Raw genomic sequence first — 18,864 nt, forward strand, 5'->3', positions numbered from 1 at the left:
TCCTCCGCTGCTCGAATCGATAGACACCGGCCGGCAGGAATCCTCACGTTGGATTATGCGTGATCGGCGTCTCACGAGTCGCGGACCGCGGATTCCGTGTCCGGATCGACAGCTGAGCGGACGCGGGCGCGGAGGTTATTCGTTGACCAGTCGTAAGGCGGGGGTGCGCACGGCGCGCCGGTCGACCAGCCACACCTGCACACTCTGATCGATTGCCGGACTGAGTGTTTGGATCTCGACCTCGACCTCGCCGCGTTGCGGATGGTCGATGTGCAGCGCACCGGACCGGAATTCGGTGACCCGGTGTTCCCGCCAGCGGCAGGAGAATTCCGGAAATCGGTGCAACCCCTGGATCAGCGCGTCGAGCCCGGGATCGTCGGGCCAGTGTGTGCGCGCCGAACGCAGCATCGACACCATCATCTCCGCGGCGACCGGCCAGTCCCGCCACCGCTGCGGCGCCTGCGGATGCGCGAAGAAGTAGGTGGCCAGATTGTGTTCGGCGACCTCGTCGAGCAGTCCCAGCGGTTCGGCGAAATCGCGCCACGCCGGATTCCAGGCGAGGATGTCGAGCCACCGGCCCACCACGAAGGCCGGGGTGGGATGCATCGCATCGAGGACGGCCTGCACGGTATCGGTGACCTGTTCCCGCGCCTGACCCGAGGACGGGCATTCACGCGCGTGTTCCATACCGACCGCGAGATTGCCGAAATGGTGGCGTTCGACCTCGTTGAGCCGCAGCGCCTCGGCCAGCGCACCCAGCACCGCCATCGAGGGGTTGGTATCGCGGCCCTGTTCGAGGCGGGCGAGATAATCGACACTCACCCCGGCCAGCGCCGCGACCTCTTCGCGCCGCAGTCCGGGGGTGCGTCGCCGGCGGCCGACCGGCAACCCGACATCCTCGGGTTGCAGCTGCGCCCGCCGCGCGATGAGAAACTCGCCGAATTCCGATCGTGCCACCACACCATCCTGTATCTGTCCGGGCCCCCTTATCCACGCCCTGGCAGTCCCAGGATAACCGCGGTGTGGCTAACCGGACCACGGTCCGCAAATCTGGTGGACATGACCACTTCCGAGCAGACCACTCTCGCTACCGGCTCCTGGGCCCTGGACCCCGCCCACTCCTCGGTGAACTTCACCGTCCGCCACCTGGGCATCTCCAAGGTCCGCGGCCGCTTCAACAACTTCGAGACCAGCTTCGTCGTGGACGCCTCGGGTGCGGCCACCATCGAGGCCACCATCTACCTCGACTCGTTCGACACCGGCAACTCCCAGCGTGACGAGCACGTTCGCAGCGCCGAACTGCTCAACGTCACCGATCGTCCAACCCTGCACTTCAAGGCCGTCGAGCCGGTGCGGGTGGCCGAGGAGTTCGAGGTCACCGGTGAGGTGACCCTCGGCGGCGTGACCAAGCCCGTCACCCTCGACGTCGAGTGGGGCGGCGTACAGCCGTTCGCGGACGGCAGCCGTCACGCCGGATTCACCGCCACCGGCGCCATCAAGCGCAGCGAATTCGACGTCGCGCCCGGCCTGCCCACCGCCATGCTCAGCGACAAGGTCGCCATCGAGCTCGACATCCAGCTCGTCGAGCCGCAGGCCTAGTCCACACCGATCACGGTCACACCGCTACGGCCGCGTCGCCGGGCGGAACGCAGCACCTGCCGGTCCGGTTCTCCGGGCCGGCAGTCGCGTATCCGGGGCCGATCAGCGGCGGACAGCATTACGGCAGCAGACCGCAGCGACGCGCCCGGACCACCGCCTCGTGCCGGGTGTGGGCGCCGAGTTTCGTCATGGCACTGCGCAGATAACTTTTCACCGTTTCCGGGCGCAGCGAAAGTCGCTGCGCCGCTTCGCTGTTCGTACAACCGAGGGCGACGTACGACAGCACGTCCAGTTCGCGTGGGGACAGTCCGGGCGCGGCGTCGGCCGCCACGGGCTCATCGGACCCGCCCATCAGGCGCACCAGGGTGTCCGATACCGCGCGCAGCCGCTTGCGAGCCTCGGCGTCGGTGAGCGTCTGCGCGATCCCACGCACCTCAGCGTGCAGATCCCGAAGTTGTTCCGCGACAACGACATCCAGTGCCGGGGCGGTGGTGACTTCCGCAGTCCCGCGCGCCGCCGCCTGCAGGCGCAGCCGCCGGTCCACCTCGTCGCGCACCGCCAGTTCCACCGCCAGCCGCCGGCTCGACCGCAACACCAGCTCGGCGATCCGATCGCCGATCGGCCCCGGTTCGCGACTGGCGACGTAGAGCACGGCCCGGGAACTCCCGTCCACCACGACCGGTACCCCGACCACGGCGCGCAGCCCCTCCATCGAGACCGGCGCGTCGTAGTGATGGGTGATGGTCGCCGCTGCCCGATAGTCCGCGACCGAGGTCGGACGCCGGCTCGCGACGGCCGCGCCACCCACCCCCGAGGTCGGCGAGACCACCAGTCCGCGCATCGCGGCGGTCCGGGTGCCGAAGAACTCGCTCAGGATCAGCGCCCCGTCGCAGACCTCTCCTCCGAACACCACCGGCATCCCGGACAGGGCCGAGACCTGCCGCAACTCGGCCCGCAACGCATCGGCGTCACGCGGGCGGAGCAGATCGGCGGAGGCCATCGGCGGTACCCCTTTCCGGGGGTGGTGGAGAGCAAAGTGTGACGTGAATCCTATATCCGTGAGCGCGAGTATGGGCCGGGTCCGGCCGGTCAGTTATACGCACGGGGTATGGGATGTGCCGCTGCTGGGCGAGACGATCGGGGCGAATCTCGATCGCACGGTGGCCGCCCACGGTGATCGAGACGCACTCGTCGACCGGGTGACCGGAGTGCGCTGGACCTACCGCGAATTCGCCGCCGAGGTCGACGCCGTGGCACTCGGCCTACTGGAATCCGGAATCGGCAAGGGCGACCGGGTCGGCATCTGGTCGCCCAACCGTGCCGAATGGACGCTGGTGCAGTTCGCCACCGCGAAGATCGGCGCGATCCTGGTCAACATCAATCCGGCCTACCGCAGCGAGGAAGTGCGCTACGTGATCACCCAGGCCGGGATCCGGATGCTGATCTCGGCACGGGCGCACAAGAGCTCGAACTACGCGGAGATCATCGGCCGGGTACGGCCCGAATGCCCGGAGCTGGAGCGGGTGGTCCTGTTCGACAGCGCCGAGTGGGAGGCGCTGGTCGCCGCCGGTCGCGCCGCCGATCCCGCGCGCCTGGCCGAGGCCGGAGCGGGACTCGCTGCCGACGATCCGATCAACATCCAATACACCTCGGGCACAACGGGTTTCCCCAAGGGCGCGACGCTGTCGCACCACAACATCCTCAACAACGGCTATTTCGTCGGTGAATTGTGTGGTTACACCGAGGCCGACCGGATCTGCATTCCGGTGCCGTTCTACCACTGCTTCGGCATGGTGATGGGCAATCTGGCGGCGACGAGTCACGGTGCGGCCATGGTGATTCCGGCGGCCTCCTTCGAACCGGGGGCCACCCTGGCCGCCGTCGCCGAGGAACGCTGCACCTCGCTGTACGGGGTGCCGACGATGTTCATCGCCGAACTGGCCGATCCGGACTTCGAATCCTTCGACCTGAGTTCGCTGCGCACCGGCATCATGGCCGGCTCACCGTGCCCGGTGGAGGTGATGAAGCAGGTGATCGAGCGGATGGGCATGGCGGAGGTGTCCATCTGCTACGGCATGACCGAAACCTCCCCGGTCTCGACTCAGACCCGGCGCGACGACACCATCACCCAGCGCACCGCCACGGTCGGCCGGGTGGGCCCGCACCTCGAGATCAAGATCGTCGATCCCGACACCGGGCTGACGGTCCCGCGCGGTGAACCGGGTGAGCTGTGCACGCGCGGCTATTCGGTGATGCTCGGCTACTGGAACGATCCGGACAAGACCGCCGAGGCGATCGACGCCGCCCGCTGGATGCACACCGGCGATCTGGCCACCATGGACGACGACGGCTACGTCGCGATCACGGGCCGGATCAAGGACATGGTGATCCGCGGCGGCGAGAACATCTATCCGCGCGAGATCGAGGAATTCCTCTACACCCACCCCGACATCCTCGACGCGCAGGTCGTCGGAATCCCGGATCCGAAATACGGTGAGGAACTGGTGGCCTGGATCCGGCTGCGCGAGGGCGCGGCCCGGTTGGACGCGCAGACGCTGGCGCAGTTCTGCGGCGGACGCCTGGCCTATTACAAGATTCCGCGCTACGTCCACGTCGTCGACGAATTCCCGATGACGGTCACCGGCAAGGTGCGCAAGGTCGATATCCGCGCGACCTCGGTCCGCCTGTTCGGCGAGCCGGAGCAGGATCAGCAACAGACAGGAGTGCAGTGATGACGTCCAATACCGAGGTGTATCGCCAGGCGCGCGACCGGCTGGTCGACCTGGCGACCGACTACGACACCGCGGTGCGGACGTTCCACTGGCCCCGGCTGACCGGCGCATTCAATTGGGCCGTGGACTGGTTCGACGTGATCGCACGCGGCAACGACCGCACCGCGCTGTGGATCGTCGAGGAGGACGGCAGTGAACTGCGGGTGAGTTTCGACGAGATGGCGCGGCGCTCGGATCGGGTGGCGACCTGGCTCGCCGAACTCGGTGTGCGCCAAGGTGATCGGGTCATCTTGATGCTGGGCAACCAGGTCGAGCTGTGGGAGGCGATGCTCGCCGTCGCCAAACTCGGCGCGGTGGTCATGCCCACCACGGGCGCGCTCGGGCCGGCCGATCTGATCGACCGGATCACCCGGGGCGAGGTGCGCTTCGTCCTCACCAACGCTCGCGACACCGCGAAATTCGACGAGGTCCCCGGCGACTACCGGCGCATCGCGGTCGGTGGTCCGGTCGAGGGCTGGCACGACTACGCGGAGGCCGCCGCGGTGGAGTCCGCGGGCCCCTTCCCCACCGTGACGCAGGTGGGCGACGAACTGCTCGTCTATTTCACCTCCGGCACGACGAGTAAGCCGAAGATGGTGCAGCACAACCAGATCAGCTATCCGGTCGGACATCTGAGCACCATGTACTGGATCGGCGTCCGTCCCGGCGACGTGCATCTCGCGATCAGCGCGCCGGGCTGGGCGAAGCACGCCTGGAGCTGTTTCTTCGCACCCTGGATCGCCGAAGCGACGATCTTCGTCTACAACTACGGCCGGTTCGACGCCGAGGCGCTGCTCGGTCAGCTGCGGCGTGCGGAGGTCAACACCTTCTGCGCGCCGCCGACGGTGTGGCGCATGCTGATTCAGGCCGACCTCGGCGAGCGTCCGTCCGGACTGCGCGAAATCCTCGGCGCCGGCGAACCGCTCAATCCCGATGTGATCGCCCAGGTGGAAAACGCCTGGGGACTGACCATCCGGGACGGGTTCGGGCAGACCGAGACCACCCTGCAGATCGCCAATACCCCCGGACAACCGGTCAAGGCCGGCTCGATGGGCCGCCCCATGCCGGGTGTGCCGGTGGTGCTGGTCGATCCCGTCACCGGCATGCCCGCCGACGAGGGCGAGATCTGCCTGGATCTGAGCGCCCATCCGGTCAATCTGATGAACGGCTACCTCCGGGACCCGGAACGGAACGCGGCGGTGATGGAGGGCGGCTATTACCACACCGGCGATGTGGCGGCACGCGACGAAGACGGCTACATCACCTATATCGGCCGCACCGACGACGTGTTCAAATCCTCCGATTACAAGGTGTCGCCGTTCGAACTCGAAAGTGTGCTGATCGAACATCCGGCGGTGGTGGAGGCCGCGGTGGTGCCGCAACCCGACGACACCCGCCTGGCCGTCCCCAAGGCGTATGTCACGCTGGCCGCCGGCTGGGAGCCGGACCGCGAAACCGCAAGGGCCATTCTGGAATACGCGCGTGATCACCTCGCACCGTATCTGCGGGTGCGGCGGATCGAATTCACGGAACTGCCCAAGACGATCTCGGGCAAGATCCGCCGCGTCGAGCTGCGGCAGCGCGAGGAGGCCGCCCATGCCGCAGGCACCGGGATCGCGGCGGAATTCCGCTACGAGGATGTCCTTGCACAACCGACCGTTTAGCGGTTCGCCACAGCTTTGCCGATGAGTTGCTCGCCGCCGGAGGCTTGCCGGCGGCGCTACACTTTCGGTGAATAGTTTGGTCGAAACCGCCTGCGGGTACAGAATTCTCACGCAGATTCCTCGCGGCCGTCGAAATGTGAAAATGGCACATTTGCCCGGATGTGGCGCGTTCGGCGCTGGCCCGATTCCGACAGCGTGACAAGACTGACGAAGTACGCGCAGCGCGTTCCGGATGTGTAGCTACGACCGATGGGAGAAGCACCGTGTTGTACACCTTCGAAACCGCCACCCAGTACGTGATCGCCGAACTGGAGGCCAAGGGCACGGCGACCCGCGAAGACTTCGATGTACCGGCCATCGTCGCCACCTCCCACGCCATCGCCGAGAGCTGGGATTTCCAGGCACTGGACCGGCATACGTTCTGGAGTATCGCGGCGAGCAATCTGCGGGCATAGCGCAGCCCGCGGTGCCGCTCGATCACCCGCTTCGGCGTCGGTGCTACACCCGCACGCCGAGGCCGGTGATCGAACGAAGCGCTCCGCGGCTACGCAGCCCCGCGATCAGGGGCGCGTCCGGTGAACTAGGCCTGGCAGTCGGCCGATCCCGCAGTGCGCGTGTGCGCCACCATCGACCAGCGCCGCGCCGCACGCCGCATCGAGCCGGCGTCCGCGTAGCCGAGCAACGCCGCCTGCCGCTCCCGGCTCAGCGGTCCCGCGGCCTGGGCCCGGGCCAAGCGAGCCCGATCCAATTCGCGCCGCCATGTGGTCCCCGCCTCGGACAGCCGCCGCTGCAGGGTGCGCGGACTGATGGCGAGCCGCCGCGCCACCTGCTCGAGCGAGACCTCGCCCTCCGCGAAGGCGTCGGCCAAGGCCCGCGAAACCCGCTCCGGCCAGGCCGAGGCCAGCGGCGGTGGCGGCGGCAGCGCGGCGGCCAGCGGTTGCAGCACATCCGCGAGCACCGGATCGGCGGTGGTCAGCGGCAGATCCATATCGGCCGACCGAAAGGTCATCGAATCCACCGGGGCACCGAAATTTACGTCGGCCGAACCGAATACCTCGGCGAATGCCTCCAGGCGGCGCGGAGCCGGCTGTCGCAGCGCTACCCGGACCGGGTCCAGCGGCGCCGCCACGACGCGACGGGCACGGGTCAGCACCGCGACCAGTCCCCACAGTTGCACCAGTTCGCGGCCGCGACCCTCACCCTCGATCATGTCCAGGTAGAGGGTGGTTTCGGCCTCGTTCTCCGCCACCAGATCGAAACGGTGATTGGTGGTCACGGCCGTGACATACGGACCGCAGGTCGCCAGGCCGGCGCCCACGGTCGGCGCACTGGCGAACAAATAGTCGTAGAGCCGGGTAGCTGCCAGCTGATATCTGCTGGCCACGTGCAGCGCCACATCGGGATCGTCGAGCCAATTCTCCCCGATCTCCCATAACCGGGAAAAGACCCGCGCGGGCACATGAACGCCTTCGCCGGCCAGTGTCCATTCCGGTAGTTCGCATTCGCGCAGCAGTCGGTCACGATCGATCCCGGCGTCGGTCATCTGCGAGATCACGAAACGATGCAGCAATGTCTGGTCGGTACCCATATCCCTCCTGCCCTCATTCGCGTCCCCGAACACGTTGGAGGAAACGCTAATCACTCGGACCAGCGTTTCGACCTAAATTCACTCCGATTGTGGTGGTCAGCACGTTGCGGTAATAGATTGATCCTGGTCACCAGGCTTTCGATCCCGAATTGTGACAAAACCAGCCACGCCGTCCGATTCGTTCAAGACGGCACCCCCGGCGGCGCTCTACGGTGACGCCATGGCACCTCAACTCAACGCAATCGGCGTGGTCGTCTCCGATCTGACGGCCGCGCTCGGCTTCTACCGGCGGCTCGGTCTCGAATTCGGCGAGGTCGTCGGGGGTGGGCACGTGGAAGCGCCGCTGCCGGGCGGATTCCGGCTGATGCTCGATTCCGAGGAGAACATCGCCCAGGACGTCGGCGGCGATCGGCGCTGGAACGCCGCGGCGGGCCGGATCGGATTGGCCGTCGAATGCGGTTCGGCGGCGGAGGTCGACGCGGTATTCGACGATCTGGTCGCGGCCGGATACCACGGGGAGACGAAGCCCTTCGACGCCGTGTGGGGCCAGCGCTACGCCACCGTGCACGACCCCGACGGCAACGGCGTCGATCTCTACGCGCCGCTGGGCTGAGCGTTCCCGGGGCGCGCGGCGGCCCCCCGGATACGGCCGGGAGATCGCCCGGTCAACGCCCGGACCTCGCGGGTCATATGGGCCTGATCCGCATATCCGGCCAGCGCTGCGGTTTCGGCGAAACCCACGCCCGTGCGAGTCAGATCCAGAGCCCTGCGCATCCGCAGCACGCGGGCCAGCATCTTCGGCCCGTATCCGAAGGCCGAAACCGAGAGCCGATGCAGCCGCCGCGCACCCAGCCCCAGTGCGTCGGCGGTGGCCGCGACCGTCTCCCCCGCATCCAGCCGGCGCACGATCTGCGCCACCACAGGGTCGGGCGGGGTGGTCGCCGCCGCGCAGCGACGAGCCACCTCCTCGAGTCCGCGCAGCGGATCCGGCGCCGCCGCGACCACGTCGGTCATGACGCGGGCCCGCCGCGCCGACCACAGCTCGTCCAGCTGGGCGCGGCGATCCAGCAGTTCCGGCGCACGCACGCCGAGCAGTCCCGGCGCGGTGCCCGGCGCGAAACGAATCCCGTACACGGTCTGCGCGGCAGCGCCGCTGAAGTAGGCGCGGGTATCCGGGCCGGCCACCACCAGCCGGCCACCGAGCCACAGCAGATCCATACAGCCGTCCGGCAATACCGTGGCCGACTCCCCCGTCACCTCCCGCTGCCACACCATCGCGCCCGCGGACGCCCGCGAGCGGCGTTCGCGATAGAGCTCCGGCGAATTCTCGGCCACGCCGGAAAGGTTATCGTCCGGGACCGACGGATTCGGATCCGAACACGTGATCGAGCCCACAACGAGTTGCTGCTGGTTCGCTGCTCGCCGTTAGACTGCCGGTCCGAGACAGCGTTGATGTGTTCGGATCGATCGTGAGGCTGACATGCTCAAAGGGTTCAAAGACTTCCTGATGCGCGGCAACGTCATCGAATTGGCGACCGCGGTGGTGATGGGCACGGCCTTCACCGCGATCGTCACCTCGGTGACGAAGGGAATCGTCGAGCCGCTGCTGGCGGTCGTGGGCACCAACGGGCAGCTCGGATTGGGCGTGCAACTGGTCGCCGGAAAACCGGCCACGTTCATCGCCCTCGGACCGATCATCAGTGCGGCCGTCAATTTCCTCATGGTGGCGACGGTGTTGTATTTCGTGCTCATTCTTCCGATGAACACCTTGCAGAAACGGTTCAGCCGCAAGAAGAAGGCCGTGCCGACCCAAACGGAATTGTTGATCGAAATCCGCGATCTGCTCGCCGGCCGGAACGAAACCGCAACCACCGACGCCCTCGTCGACACCGATGCGACCGAAGCGCAGCGCCGGGTGGCCGAGATGGTTCACGAGCGCTGAACCGAATATCGGTGTCGTCGTTACATTTTCGCTCCGACGAAGTCGACGGTGGCGACCATCTGCCGGGCCAGCTGTTCGGGATCGGCGCCGCCGAGTTCGGAGTCGGTGAGCGCGCCCTCGCGCCACAGTGACGCGAAGCCGTGCACGAGCGACCAGGCCGCCAGTTCGGTCGCCGGTCGCGCGGATTCCGCGACGCCCAGTTGAGCTACGCCGGAACGCAACTCCTCGCCGGAAACGGTGCGCGCCGCGATCAGCTCCGGATCGTCGGCCCGCAGCAGGTCGTGCCGGAACATGACGTCGAAATGCCCGGGATGGCGGCGCGCGAAGCGGATGTAGGCGACCGCCATCTCCCGGAAATCGTCACGGGCGTCCCGCAATTCGTCGGCCAGCAGCTCGTATCCGCGGATCGCGAGCGCGGTGAGCAAACCCTGCCGATTGCCGAAATGGTGGGCGGGCGCGGCATGTGAGACGCCGGCTCGCTGGGCCAGTGCTCGCAGCGACACCGCGTCGACGCCGTCGGCAGCGATCTGCTCGGCCGCCGCCGTCAGCAGCGTGGCGCGCAGATCTCCGTGGTGATAGGAGCTCTTGGTCACCCTTCGATCGTGGCGCAGGGACCGGGTCCGCGTCCACCAACACGCCCGGAGCGAGCGCACCGTGAACCGACAGCGTGCTACCAACCGGCCCTCGAGCTGTACACAGCTGCGCGCGGTTTCTGGAAGATATGAACACTCCGTCCGGCCGTCCGCTCCGGCGCGCACTGGTTGTCGCGGCATTCGCTGTGATACTCGCGATTTCGGGAATCGCGGTGGCACATGTGGCGACCGGAACCGCCGCGGCACATCCCGGTTCCGGCAGTGGTCAAACTGCTGATCGCCCTGGACGAGTTGAAAAGCCTGAACTGGCAGCCGGATTCGGATACCGCCGCGCTGCTGTCGCCGATGCTGTCGGCCAGCGACGACGATATCGCCGACGCGCTGTGGGATACCGACGGCGGCCCCGGCATCGTGTCCCGCGTCGCGGCGGACATCGGACTCGGCGCCACCCAGCCGCCGCACGATCCGGCTCAGTGGGGTGAAACACTCACCACTGCGGCCGATGTGGTGCGGATCAATCACTACATCGGTGCCGAGATCCCACAACCGGCCCGCGATCTCATACTCACGGCACTGCATCAGGCGAGCGCTACCGCCGCCGACGGAACCGATCAGTACTTCGGAATCCCCGACGCCCTCACCGGGACGGACTGGGCGATCAAACAGGGCTGGATGACGCTCGACGACTCCACGACGCTGAATACGACCGGTCTGGTCTCCACCGATCCGGACCGGCCCGGCCGCTACGTGGTCGTCGTACTCACCACCCAGCCCGCCGGAACCGCGTGGACCACCGGCGGCGCGGCCGTCACCGCCGCGGTCACCGCACTGCGGCAGACCCTCGGGCCGACCTCGGCGGTTGCCGCCGCTTCCACCGAAACTGTAACATGTTCTAGTATGTGCCCTGTCGGCTATGAGTAGCGAACTCGGCAGAACATCAAGGTCGCGCGACCAGCGCGGAACGTCCTAGTTGGATCGCTGTGAGCTGGTATAACAAGAGAACTAATCGCGGGTCGTCTCCTGCTTCATCGTGAGCAGAGAGGCGAACCGCTATTTACTTATGGGTGGTGCGGCGACTAGTCTGACGCCGATACCGATCAGAAAGGACCTCGTATGAAGCTCGAGAATGCGGTCGCCGTGGTCACCGGTGGCGCGTCGGGTCTGGGCCTGGCCACGGTGAAGGAACTGCACGGCCAGGGCGCCAAGGTGGTGATCATCGACCTGCCGTCGTCCAACGGTGAGGCGATCGCCAAGGAGCTGGGCGACGGTGTGGTCTTCGCCGCGACCGACGTCACCAACGAGGAGCAGGTGAGCGCGGCACTCGACGCCGCCGCGCAGCTGGGCACCCTGCGGATCGCGGTGAACTGCGCCGGTATCGGCAATGCGATCAAGACGGTCAGCAAGAAGGGCGCGTTCCCGCTGGCCGACTTCACCAAGATCATCAACGTCAACCTGATCGGCACGTTCAACGTGATCCGGCTGGCCGCCGAGCGCATCGCCGCCACCGAGCTCGAGGGTGAGGAGCGCGGTGTCATCATCAACACCGCCTCGGTCGCGGCCTTCGACGGCCAGATCGGTCAGGCCGCCTACTCCGCCTCCAAGGGCGGCATCGTCGGCATGACCCTGCCGATCGCCCGCGACCTGGCGAGCGTGAACATCCGCGTGAACACCATCGCGCCGGGCCTGTTCCACACCCCGCTGTTCGCCACCCTGCCCGAGGAGGCCATCAAGGCCCTCGGCGCGCAGGTCCCGCACCCCGCCCGCCTCGGCGACCCCACCGAATACGCGGCCCTGGCCCGCCACATCGTGGAGAACCCGATGCTCAACGGCGAGACCATCCGCCTCGACGGTGCGATCCGCATGGCGCCGCGCTGATTTCGTACGCGAAGGCCCGGCTTCCCCGGAAGCCGGGCCTTTTGTGCGCTACGGCTCAGCTCCGGTGTCGGGCGCGCACGCCACATCGGTCGCGGGCAGCAGGCCGTCGGCGAAGAATCCGTTGATCGCCGCGCCGACGCAGCGGCTGAGGCCGGGGCGAAACGTCATGTGAATCCGCACATCCGCCAGTGTGACGAGGCGGGACGCGCTCAGATCGCGATGAAGTGCGACGGCATGATCGTACGGGGTGCGGGGGTCGCCGGTCGCCTGCACGATCAGCGCCGGTACCGAATTCCGCACCGTGGTCATGCTTTCCACGGGCCGGGGCCAGAAGGCGCAGGGCTGAATGTTGGCCGCCAGCGCGCCGAAGATCGGCTGCGTGGCGCGGCGGCGTTCGATCTCCGACCGGTAGTGCACCGGATCCTCGGGCGCGGCGTCGTCACCGCAGGCGACGAACGCCAGCGCCGAATCCTCGTACTGCCGAAGGGAATCCAGCGTATCCGTCAGCCAGGGCGTGTGGACGGCCGGCGGCGTTCCGCCGGCCGCGGCACGCAGTTCGGCGACGGTGTCGGCCATCTTCTCGTTCAGCCGGAAGTTGCCCAGCAGATTGTGCAGCAGGAACGGCAGCCAATGATCGTCGACGACGAAGCCGTTCACCGTAATCGGCTGCCGGGCAATGTCGTTCATCAACTCCTCGACCGCACCGCGTACCTGCGCGCCCGACGTGCCGAAGTGATAGTCCGGGTCGCGGCGAGCGGCCCATCCGGCCCAATCATCCAGTGCCGCTTCGTCGGCGGCTCCCCAGTCGTGCACCATCGCGTTCCAGTATCGGTCGGGATCGATCGCACTGTCGAGCACCATGCGATCGACCGACTGCGGAAACATCTGCGCGAACACCGCGCCCAGATAGGTGCCGTAGGAGACGCCGTAGTAGCTCAGCGACGGTTCCCCGAGGACGCGCCGGATCACCTCCATATCGCGTGCGGTGTTGCGGGTCGTCAGTTGCCGCAGTGAGGCGGAATCGCCTGTCAGACAGGCCATTGCCAGACGCGCGGCGCGGGCGGTGTCGGTGAGGAATCCGTCCGGTCCGACGCCGGCGGAGCGGATCATCTCGCCGATCGGCCAGCCGCAGGTCCGGCCGCCGTCGGAGCGACCGACGCCGCGGGGGTCCATTCCGATCAGGTCGTACTGTGCCCGGACCTCCGGCGCGAGAACATCCCCCAGCAGATCGACGGTGTCCAGCCCGGACGCTCCCGGCCCGCCGGGATCGGCCAGCAGGACACCACGCCTGCGGTCCGGGTCGGTCGCGGGCACCCGGGATATCGCGATGTTCAGGGTGCGGCCGTCGGGATCGGCATAGTCCAGCGGTACCCGCACCGCCGCGCAGGATCCTCCGGCGGCGTCCAGCGTCTCCACTGCGCAAGGCTTCCACTTCGGCTGCTGCCGGTAGAAGCGGTCCATGCCGGTGACGGGCGACGAGACCGCCGAGCCGGACGTGACGAGGACGGCCGCCACCGCGAGAACTGCCGCACCCCATCGAAACACTCTCGACATCAACAGCTTCCAGCGCCACACTCGTCCACGTCGTCACGGTAGCCGAGGGATTCGACAGTCACCCGTGGCGGGAAGAAGCGCAGCGGCCCTACCGTTACCGGTTGCCGATCAGCAAGGTCTGGATGCTGCGGCCGACCGGTCCCTTCTCGTCGTAGAGCCGGGATTCGGCCATCCCGATGCCGCTGCGTTCGGGATAGGTGACCGCATCCAGGCAGACCCACTCTCCCACGGGTTCACGATGCAGCGTGACGGTGAGGTCGGTGTTGATGAAAAGGTAACGCTCCCAATCCAATACCGCGCTCACGCCGTTACCGGAGTCGGCTGCCGCGAGGGTCCGCTCCAGTGGGCTCGGCGTGGTTCCGGCGACGATCGGATACCGCAGCTTGATCCAGCACACCGCCGGTCCGGGCTGCTGGAAGGAGCCGGCGACGAAGCGGTAGTCGATCCCGGTGTGGAATCCGACGGGCTGGTTGCTGGGAAACTCCCCGCTGTGCGGCACGGTCTCCGGCCCGGGATACGCGCCGACGGCGACCGCATCCGCCGGGACCTCGATTTCCGGATCGGCCACCCGCAACCGCCACGCGTTCGCTTTCAACACCGGTCCGCGGTCGGTGGCGACGGTGGCCTCGATCAACTCCACACTGCGCCCCGGCCGCACCACCCGCGCCTCGGCCCGCAGCGGCGCGATGGGAACGGGCCCGAGAATTTCGACCGCCACGCGGCCGACCCGGAATCCCGGCCGCGGCTCACAGCGCTCGATCACATGCCCGAGCAGCGCCGACGGCGGCCCCGCGTGCTGCGCATCCGGCGACCACGGACCGCGGGTCAGCTCGGTGGAGTGGAACAGCGCGGGATCCGTGGGATCGGGTCGATAGAAGGCCTCCATGGATCCTTACTACCGCACGGGCACCGTACCGATTCGCTCGCCCTGACCTGCGGGAGTTGTGGAGAGATTCCGACGGCGCCGATCGTGGCGCTACTCCGTTGCCGGTGTGTGCAGGCGCGCGCTGAGGAACTCGAGAATCTCGTCGCGGGCCGCACGGGTGGGGTGGCCCTCCTGGTCGACGAAGTGCGCGGTGACGATGCTGTGCGGGGTCTGGACGATGTCGCGGAAGAACGGCGGCGGGGCGGGGTTGGCGGAATCGCCCGCCAGCACGCGGCCGTCGAAGGCGTCGCCGAGCAGTGCCCGATAGGCGGCGAAGCGGCGGCCGGTGCACCAGCGGTCGTTGTCGAAACGGTAGGCCAGGACGGTGAGCCCGTCGCGCCGGATACGGTCGCGGATCGCGGACGCGTCCTCCTCGCTCAACTCGAGCCCGGCCGGATCGTCGAGCGGCAGCGAGGGATGATTCACCACCGGCGCGACGACGGCCGGTTCGAGGGTCATGGTGAGCGCGAAATTGCCGGTGAAACACAGTCCGAGCGCGCCGACTCCGGGGCCGCCGCATTCGTCGTGGGCCAGCCGCGCGAGTCCGCGCAGCCATCGGGTGACGGGACTGGTGCCCCCGCCCGCGAAGGCCCGGAATTCGGCACTCACGCAGGCGCGCCGCACGACTTCGGCGCCGTCGTCGACCGTCGGATAGGCGCCGTCGACGCCGAACAGCGACGGCAGGTACACGGTGAACCCCGCATCGCGGATCCAGCGCGCGAGCCGCAGAACGTCGGGGCTGATGCCCGGCATCTCCGGCATCACCACGACGGCCGGGCCGGATCCGGCCGTGTAGACGGTCTTGCTCACCCCGTCCACGTCGACGAGACGAGGCTCGAAGGCGGCGATCGGGTTGTCGTCGATAGTCATTCGGTCAGCGTCGGCCGGACCGGTCGGGAAAGCGAGCGGCGGGATCGCCAGATCGAGGGGTAATCTCGCCATCGGACGAGGAGGCGGGTCGTGAGCGCGTATCGGGTCGGTGTGCTGGCATATCCGGGCTGCTTCGCATCCGAGGTGTTCGGGATTCCCGATCTGCTGACGATGGCCGCGCATGTCGCGGGTCCGGACCGCGCGGGGTACGAGGTGACGGTGGTCTCGCCGCGGCGCCGAGTGGTGGCGTCCGGTGGTGTGGCACTGTCGGTTTCGCCGTTGCGGGAGGTCGACATCCTCGTGGTGCCCGGCTTCGAACTCGTTCCGGGACTCGATCCGGATGCCCGGCTGCCACCGCTCACCGCCGAGATCACCGCGATCCGCGACCACGCCGCCGCGGGGGGCGCCGTCGTATCGGTCTGCGTGGGTGCCTTCCTGCTCGCCCGGGCCGGGCTGCTCGCGGGCCGGCAGGCGACGACGGCCTGGTTGTTCGCCGACGAACTCGCGCAGCAGTGTCCGGAGGCCGATATCCGGCCCGATCGGCTGGTCGTCACCGACCGCGGTGTGACGACGACGGCCGCGTTCAGCGCCATGTACGACTTCGCGCTGGACTTGATCGCACACCACAGCGGCCCACGGGTCGCGCGGACCACCGCCCGGATCGCCCTCGTCGACGACGCCCGCTCGTCACAAACCCCGTATGTCGACGCCCACCTGCTGCCGCAACCCGGAAGTATGTTCTCCCGCAGGGTGATGCGTCACCTCGACCGCCATCTCTCCGCCCGCTACGACCTCACCGCACTGGCGAACACCTTCCACGTGAGCACTCGCACACTGCTGCGGCGCTTCGCCGACGAGACCGGGCACAGCCCGCTCGACTATCTGCAGTCCGCGCGCGTGCGCCGCGCCCGCCATCTGCTCGAAACGACCGACCGCACGGTCGCCGACATCTGCGGCGCCGTCGGGTACCGGGATCCGGGCACCTTCGCCGCCCTGTTCGCCGCACACACCGGACAACGCCCCGGGGACTACCGCACCACCTTCCGCCGCACCCGTTCGTGAATCGACCGATGAGTTCCGCAGCGGGGCCACGTCTGTATCTACAGCTCGCAAGCCGAACGGTCAGGGAGGACCCATGAGCACCACAGCACTGCCGCCCGTCGTCGACGCCGAGACCTGGCAGCGTGAACTCGACGCGCTGCGGGTGCGGGAGAAGGCGGCGACTCGGGAACTCGACGCGGTCGCGGCCGCGCGCCGCCGCCTGCCGATGGTGAAAATGCCCGACTACACCCTCGAGGGCGAGGAGGGGCCGGTTCGGCTGGCGGACCTCTTCGACGGCAAGTCGCAGCTGATCGTCTACAACCACATGTGGTTCCCGGGCGAGACGTGGCAATGCCCCGGTTGCACCGGATTCACCTCGCAATTCACCCGATTGGAGTTCCTGGACAACTGGGACGCCCGCTTCGTCATCGTCACCCAGGGACCGATCGACGAGGCCTTGGCCTACAAGCGGCGCGTCGGCAACGCGATGACCTGGTACTCGACCGCGAACAGCGCCTTCGGCGCGGACGTCGGCGCACCGCCCGGCGGCGGCTTCGCCGTCAACGTCTTCCTCCGCGACGGCGACACCGTCTACCGCACCTGGCACACCGACGGCCGCGGCACCGAACAACTCGGCTACAGCTTCGCCCTGATCGACCTGCTGCCCTACGGCCGCCAGGAGGAATGGCAGGACTCCCCCGAGGGATGGCCGCAATCGCCCACCTACAGCAAATGGAGCGGGTCGAAGGAGATCGCGGCGGCCTACGGCGAACCCGGCGCCTGAGCAGCTACAGCACCGGCGGGCGCTGATCGTCGGCCTCGGCCCGGACCGCCTCCTCGAACCCCGACTCGTACTCCTCGCAGTACAGCAGCCGGCAGCCGCGGATCGCGTCCAACAGGTCTTCGAGCAGGTCGATGGCCGGGCGGGCCGGGTCGAGGCACGAGATCCGGAATTCGTCGGTGAGCGCGGTCAGGCCATCCTCGTCGAGTTCGTCTCCGCGCAAACGCCTTTCGATCGCCTCGGCCGCCTCGATGATCCGGGCCGGGTTGCGCACCCGGCCCTCGGCGGCGGCGAGCGCGTCGGCGATCAGGTCGACCACGACCGCGGTCGGGCTCTCGCCGGCACACAACCGCTCCAGCACCAGTGTCGGCGTCTCCACCCGGAGCGCCTCCAGATTGTCCGCTTCCGCGACCACGTGCACCGGATGCACCTCGGCGGCCTCGGCCGCGACCTGCGCGGCGAGGTACAGCCAGCGCGCAGCGGCCACCGCGGCGGCGGCCGGGTCGATATCGGTGAACCGGTCGATGGAGGCGAGCGGGTCGGCGTAGAGCAGCGCATCGGCCGCGTGCACCTGCACCGGCGAAATGTCGGCCCGCGACAACTCCACGGCCTGCCGCGCCCGTCCGGACAGATCGCCCAGCTCCGCCGCCTCGATCGCCGCCTGCTCGGTGCGAACCTCGGCGACCAGGGCATCCACCAGCGTCGCGTCGCCGATCAGATGCGCCACCCGCCCGATCCGATGCGCCGCCTCCTCGATCACGCTGTAGGAAACCGCCATCATCCCGTCCGCGTCCGGCAGATTCGGTTCCCGCACGGCCGCCTCGACCTCCGGGAACCGATTGCGCTCCTCGGCCCGATGCCACGCCACACTGTTCGGCACCTCCGGATCCCCCGCCGCCGACGCCGGATGCGTATAGGTCCGCCACTGATACTCCGACAGCTTCGTCAGCGCCGCCGCCAGCGCGAGGGCTACCTCCGCCTCCACCGTCCTCGGCAGAGTCGCGATCGTCTCGGCCACATCTCCCCGGCCGGTCCCCCAACTCGCGACAAGTGCGCCGGCCCCCTGCTCATATGCATACCGCGTCACGCTGTCAGTTCTACCCTCGCCGACAGCCGTAAGCCGAAAGTTGCGATCGCGGCGTTCGGTGTGGGCCCCCGGCATGCCGGTTACCCCCCGCGCATGAAAAAAGCCCCTCACCTGGGGCTCAGGTGAGGGGCCCTAGTGGAGCTGCCGGGAATTGAACCCGGGTCCTCCGCCGCTTCTTCAGGGCTTCTCCGTGTGCAGTTCGCTAGGCCTCTACTCGGATCTCTCGGTCACGCGAACAAGCCGAGATGACGATCCCAGTCGCTGTTTGCTGTCCCGTACGACTCCGCGACCGAGCCGGACGGTGAAGCTCTCTAGCTGATGCCAGTACCCGGGCCGAGAGCAAACCCGGACTGACAGACACGCTCTACTGCTTAGGCAGCGAGAGCGTAGTCGCGCTGATGAGAATCGGCGCTTATTGGGTTACAGCGACGCTTACGGTGGTCTCCTGCCTGCACCGACACGCTTCCCCTGAATCGACGTACGCAGTCGAAACCGATCAGCCCCGTAGTCAACTCAGTTGAACACCCGGCTGGTGGGCCGGGCTGTTCATACTAACATCACTTCGCCTTCATCC

19 protein-coding genes and 1 other RNA gene are annotated in these 18,864 nt (G+C 67.9%); 10 read left to right on the top strand and 10 right to left on the bottom strand.

All coding sequences use genetic code 11. The features are described 5' to 3' along the window. Positions 1-135 precede the first annotated feature (135 nt). Entirely contained in the window at positions 136-957 is an 822-nt protein-coding gene (locus C8258_RS11125) for a helix-turn-helix domain-containing protein (RefSeq protein ID WP_106955195.1), read from the bottom strand. 102 nt (positions 958-1,059) lie between these two features. On the opposite strand from C8258_RS11125, the gene C8258_RS11130 reads away from it, so the two are divergent. After that, a complete protein-coding gene (locus C8258_RS11130; RefSeq protein WP_036509847.1) occupies positions 1,060-1,599 on the top strand; it encodes a YceI family protein in 540 nt (179 codons plus the stop codon). Positions 1,600-1,717: 118 nt separating this feature from the next. Here the strand turns inward: C8258_RS11130 and C8258_RS11135 are convergent, their stop codons facing one another. Then, entirely contained in the window at positions 1,718-2,599 is an 882-nt protein-coding gene (locus tag C8258_RS11135; protein ID WP_106955089.1) for a LuxR C-terminal-related transcriptional regulator, read from the bottom strand. 70 nt (positions 2,600-2,669) lie between these two features. Here C8258_RS11135 and C8258_RS11140 point away from each other — a divergent pair, with 70 nt between their 5' ends. From C8258_RS11140 to C8258_RS11150, 3 genes are all read left to right on the top strand, one after another. After that, positions 2,670-4,331 (top strand): AMP-binding protein, encoded by a 1,662-nt coding sequence (locus tag C8258_RS11140; protein WP_106955090.1) that lies wholly within the window; start codon positions 2,670-2,672, stop codon positions 4,329-4,331. Then, entirely contained in the window at positions 4,331-6,034 is a 1,704-nt protein-coding gene (locus C8258_RS11145) for an AMP-binding protein (RefSeq protein WP_106955091.1), read from the top strand. Before C8258_RS11140 ends, C8258_RS11145 begins: the two co-directional genes overlap by 1 nt. Positions 6,035-6,297: 263 nt before the next feature. After that, a complete protein-coding gene (locus C8258_RS11150) occupies positions 6,298-6,489 on the top strand; it encodes a hypothetical protein (RefSeq protein WP_030515537.1) in 192 nt (63 codons plus the stop codon). 125 nt (positions 6,490-6,614) lie between these two features. Here the strand turns inward: C8258_RS11150 and C8258_RS11155 are convergent, their stop codons facing one another. Next, positions 6,615-7,622, bottom strand: a complete 1,008-nt coding sequence (locus tag C8258_RS11155; RefSeq protein ID WP_106955092.1) for an AraC family transcriptional regulator ligand-binding domain-containing protein — start codon at positions 7,620-7,622, stop codon at positions 6,615-6,617. Between the two features lie 220 nt (positions 7,623-7,842). Here C8258_RS11155 and C8258_RS11160 point away from each other — a divergent pair, with 220 nt between their 5' ends. Continuing rightward, a complete protein-coding gene (locus tag C8258_RS11160; RefSeq protein ID WP_083871495.1) occupies positions 7,843-8,235 on the top strand; it encodes a VOC family protein in 393 nt (130 codons plus the stop codon). Here C8258_RS11160 and C8258_RS11165 read toward each other — a convergent pair. Then, positions 8,217-8,957 (bottom strand): helix-turn-helix domain-containing protein, encoded by a 741-nt coding sequence (locus C8258_RS11165; RefSeq protein WP_233225010.1) that lies wholly within the window; start codon positions 8,955-8,957, stop codon positions 8,217-8,219. The genes C8258_RS11160 and C8258_RS11165 overlap by 19 nt on opposite strands. Positions 8,958-9,102: 145 nt before the next feature. On the opposite strand from C8258_RS11165, the gene mscL reads away from it, so the two are divergent. Further along, entirely contained in the window at positions 9,103-9,564 is a 462-nt protein-coding gene (mscL, locus tag C8258_RS11170; RefSeq protein WP_106955093.1) for a large conductance mechanosensitive channel protein MscL, read from the top strand. Between the two features lie 20 nt (positions 9,565-9,584). On the opposite strand, the gene C8258_RS11175 is transcribed toward mscL, so the two are convergent. Continuing rightward, positions 9,585-10,157 carry a TetR/AcrR family transcriptional regulator gene (locus C8258_RS11175; RefSeq protein ID WP_199195662.1) on the bottom strand — a complete coding sequence of 191 codons (573 nt, stop codon included), beginning with the start codon at positions 10,155-10,157 and terminating at the stop codon, positions 9,585-9,587. A 219-nt stretch (positions 10,158-10,376) separates the two neighbouring features. Here C8258_RS11175 and C8258_RS11180 point away from each other — a divergent pair, with 219 nt between their 5' ends. Continuing rightward, a complete protein-coding gene (locus C8258_RS11180; protein WP_106955095.1) occupies positions 10,377-11,078 on the top strand; it encodes a hypothetical protein in 702 nt (233 codons plus the stop codon). A gap of 192 nt (positions 11,079-11,270) precedes the next feature. Continuing rightward, a complete protein-coding gene (locus C8258_RS11185) occupies positions 11,271-12,032 on the top strand; it encodes a 3-hydroxyacyl-CoA dehydrogenase (RefSeq protein ID WP_062963328.1) in 762 nt (253 codons plus the stop codon). A gap of 48 nt (positions 12,033-12,080) precedes the next feature. Here the strand turns inward: C8258_RS11185 and C8258_RS11190 are convergent, their stop codons facing one another. The 3 genes from C8258_RS11190 to C8258_RS11200 all read right to left on the bottom strand — a co-directional run bounded on the left by C8258_RS11190 (position 12,081) and on the right by C8258_RS11200 (position 15,381). Continuing rightward, positions 12,081-13,586 carry an alpha/beta fold hydrolase gene (locus C8258_RS11190; RefSeq protein ID WP_106955197.1) on the bottom strand — a complete coding sequence of 502 codons (1,506 nt, stop codon included), beginning with the start codon at positions 13,584-13,586 and terminating at the stop codon, positions 12,081-12,083. Positions 13,587-13,680: 94 nt separating this feature from the next. Further along, the gene (locus C8258_RS11195; protein WP_106955096.1) at positions 13,681-14,472 is read right to left on the bottom strand and encodes a thioesterase family protein; all 792 of its coding nucleotides are present in this window, start codon (positions 14,470-14,472) and stop codon (positions 13,681-13,683) included. A gap of 90 nt (positions 14,473-14,562) precedes the next feature. Further along, positions 14,563-15,381 carry a dienelactone hydrolase family protein gene (locus C8258_RS11200; protein ID WP_106955198.1) on the bottom strand — a complete coding sequence of 273 codons (819 nt, stop codon included), beginning with the start codon at positions 15,379-15,381 and terminating at the stop codon, positions 14,563-14,565. A gap of 90 nt (positions 15,382-15,471) precedes the next feature. Here C8258_RS11200 and C8258_RS11205 point away from each other — a divergent pair, with 90 nt between their 5' ends. Then, positions 15,472-16,443: a GlxA family transcriptional regulator gene (locus tag C8258_RS11205; RefSeq protein WP_106955097.1), complete on the top strand. Its 972-nt coding sequence runs from the start codon at positions 15,472-15,474 to the stop codon at positions 16,441-16,443. Positions 16,444-16,516: 73 nt separating this feature from the next. Then, entirely contained in the window at positions 16,517-17,206 is a 690-nt protein-coding gene (locus tag C8258_RS11210) for a DUF899 family protein (protein WP_106955098.1), read from the top strand. A gap of 4 nt (positions 17,207-17,210) precedes the next feature. On the opposite strand, the gene C8258_RS11215 is transcribed toward C8258_RS11210, so the two are convergent. Both C8258_RS11215 and ssrA read right to left on the bottom strand, forming a co-directional pair. Beyond that, positions 17,211-18,221: a hypothetical protein gene (locus C8258_RS11215; RefSeq protein ID WP_106955099.1), complete on the bottom strand. Its 1,011-nt coding sequence runs from the start codon at positions 18,219-18,221 to the stop codon at positions 17,211-17,213. A 202-nt stretch (positions 18,222-18,423) separates the two neighbouring features. Then, positions 18,424-18,794: a transfer-messenger RNA gene (ssrA, locus tag C8258_RS11220) on the bottom strand. Positions 18,795-18,864 lie beyond the last annotated feature (70 nt).

Origin of the sequence: Nocardia sp. MDA0666, from assembly GCF_003023875.1 — a bacterium.
In the GTDB taxonomy this organism is placed as follows: domain Bacteria; phylum Actinomycetota; class Actinomycetes; order Mycobacteriales; family Mycobacteriaceae; genus Nocardia; species Nocardia aobensis.

What these genes read in the sequence shown, in the direction of transcription:
- C8258_RS11130 (WP_036509847.1), top strand. Translation starts at nt 1,060, where the DNA reads ATGACCACTTCCGAGCAGACCACTCTCGCTACCGGCTCCTGGGCCCTG.
- C8258_RS11135 (WP_106955089.1), bottom strand. Translation starts at nt 2,599, where the DNA reads ATGGCCTCCGCCGATCTGCTCCGCCCGCGTGACGCCGATGCGTTGCGG.
- C8258_RS11140 (WP_106955090.1), top strand. Translation starts at nt 2,670, where the DNA reads ATGGGCCGGGTCCGGCCGGTCAGTTATACGCACGGGGTATGGGATGTG.
- C8258_RS11145 (WP_106955091.1), top strand. Translation starts at nt 4,331, where the DNA reads ATGACGTCCAATACCGAGGTGTATCGCCAGGCGCGCGACCGGCTGGTC.
- C8258_RS11155 (WP_106955092.1), bottom strand. Translation starts at nt 7,622, where the DNA reads ATGGGTACCGACCAGACATTGCTGCATCGTTTCGTGATCTCGCAGATG.
- C8258_RS11160 (WP_083871495.1), top strand. Translation starts at nt 7,843, where the DNA reads ATGGCACCTCAACTCAACGCAATCGGCGTGGTCGTCTCCGATCTGACG.
- mscL (WP_106955093.1), top strand. Translation starts at nt 9,103, where the DNA reads ATGCTCAAAGGGTTCAAAGACTTCCTGATGCGCGGCAACGTCATCGAA.
- C8258_RS11180 (WP_106955095.1), top strand. Translation starts at nt 10,377, where the DNA reads ATGTGGCGACCGGAACCGCCGCGGCACATCCCGGTTCCGGCAGTGGTC.
- C8258_RS11185 (WP_062963328.1), top strand. Translation starts at nt 11,271, where the DNA reads ATGAAGCTCGAGAATGCGGTCGCCGTGGTCACCGGTGGCGCGTCGGGT.
- C8258_RS11190 (WP_106955197.1), bottom strand. Translation starts at nt 13,586, where the DNA reads ATGTCGAGAGTGTTTCGATGGGGTGCGGCAGTTCTCGCGGTGGCGGCC.
- C8258_RS11195 (WP_106955096.1), bottom strand. Translation starts at nt 14,472, where the DNA reads ATGGAGGCCTTCTATCGACCCGATCCCACGGATCCCGCGCTGTTCCAC.
- C8258_RS11200 (WP_106955198.1), bottom strand. Translation starts at nt 15,381, where the DNA reads ATGACTATCGACGACAACCCGATCGCCGCCTTCGAGCCTCGTCTCGTC.
- C8258_RS11210 (WP_106955098.1), top strand. Translation starts at nt 16,517, where the DNA reads ATGAGCACCACAGCACTGCCGCCCGTCGTCGACGCCGAGACCTGGCAG.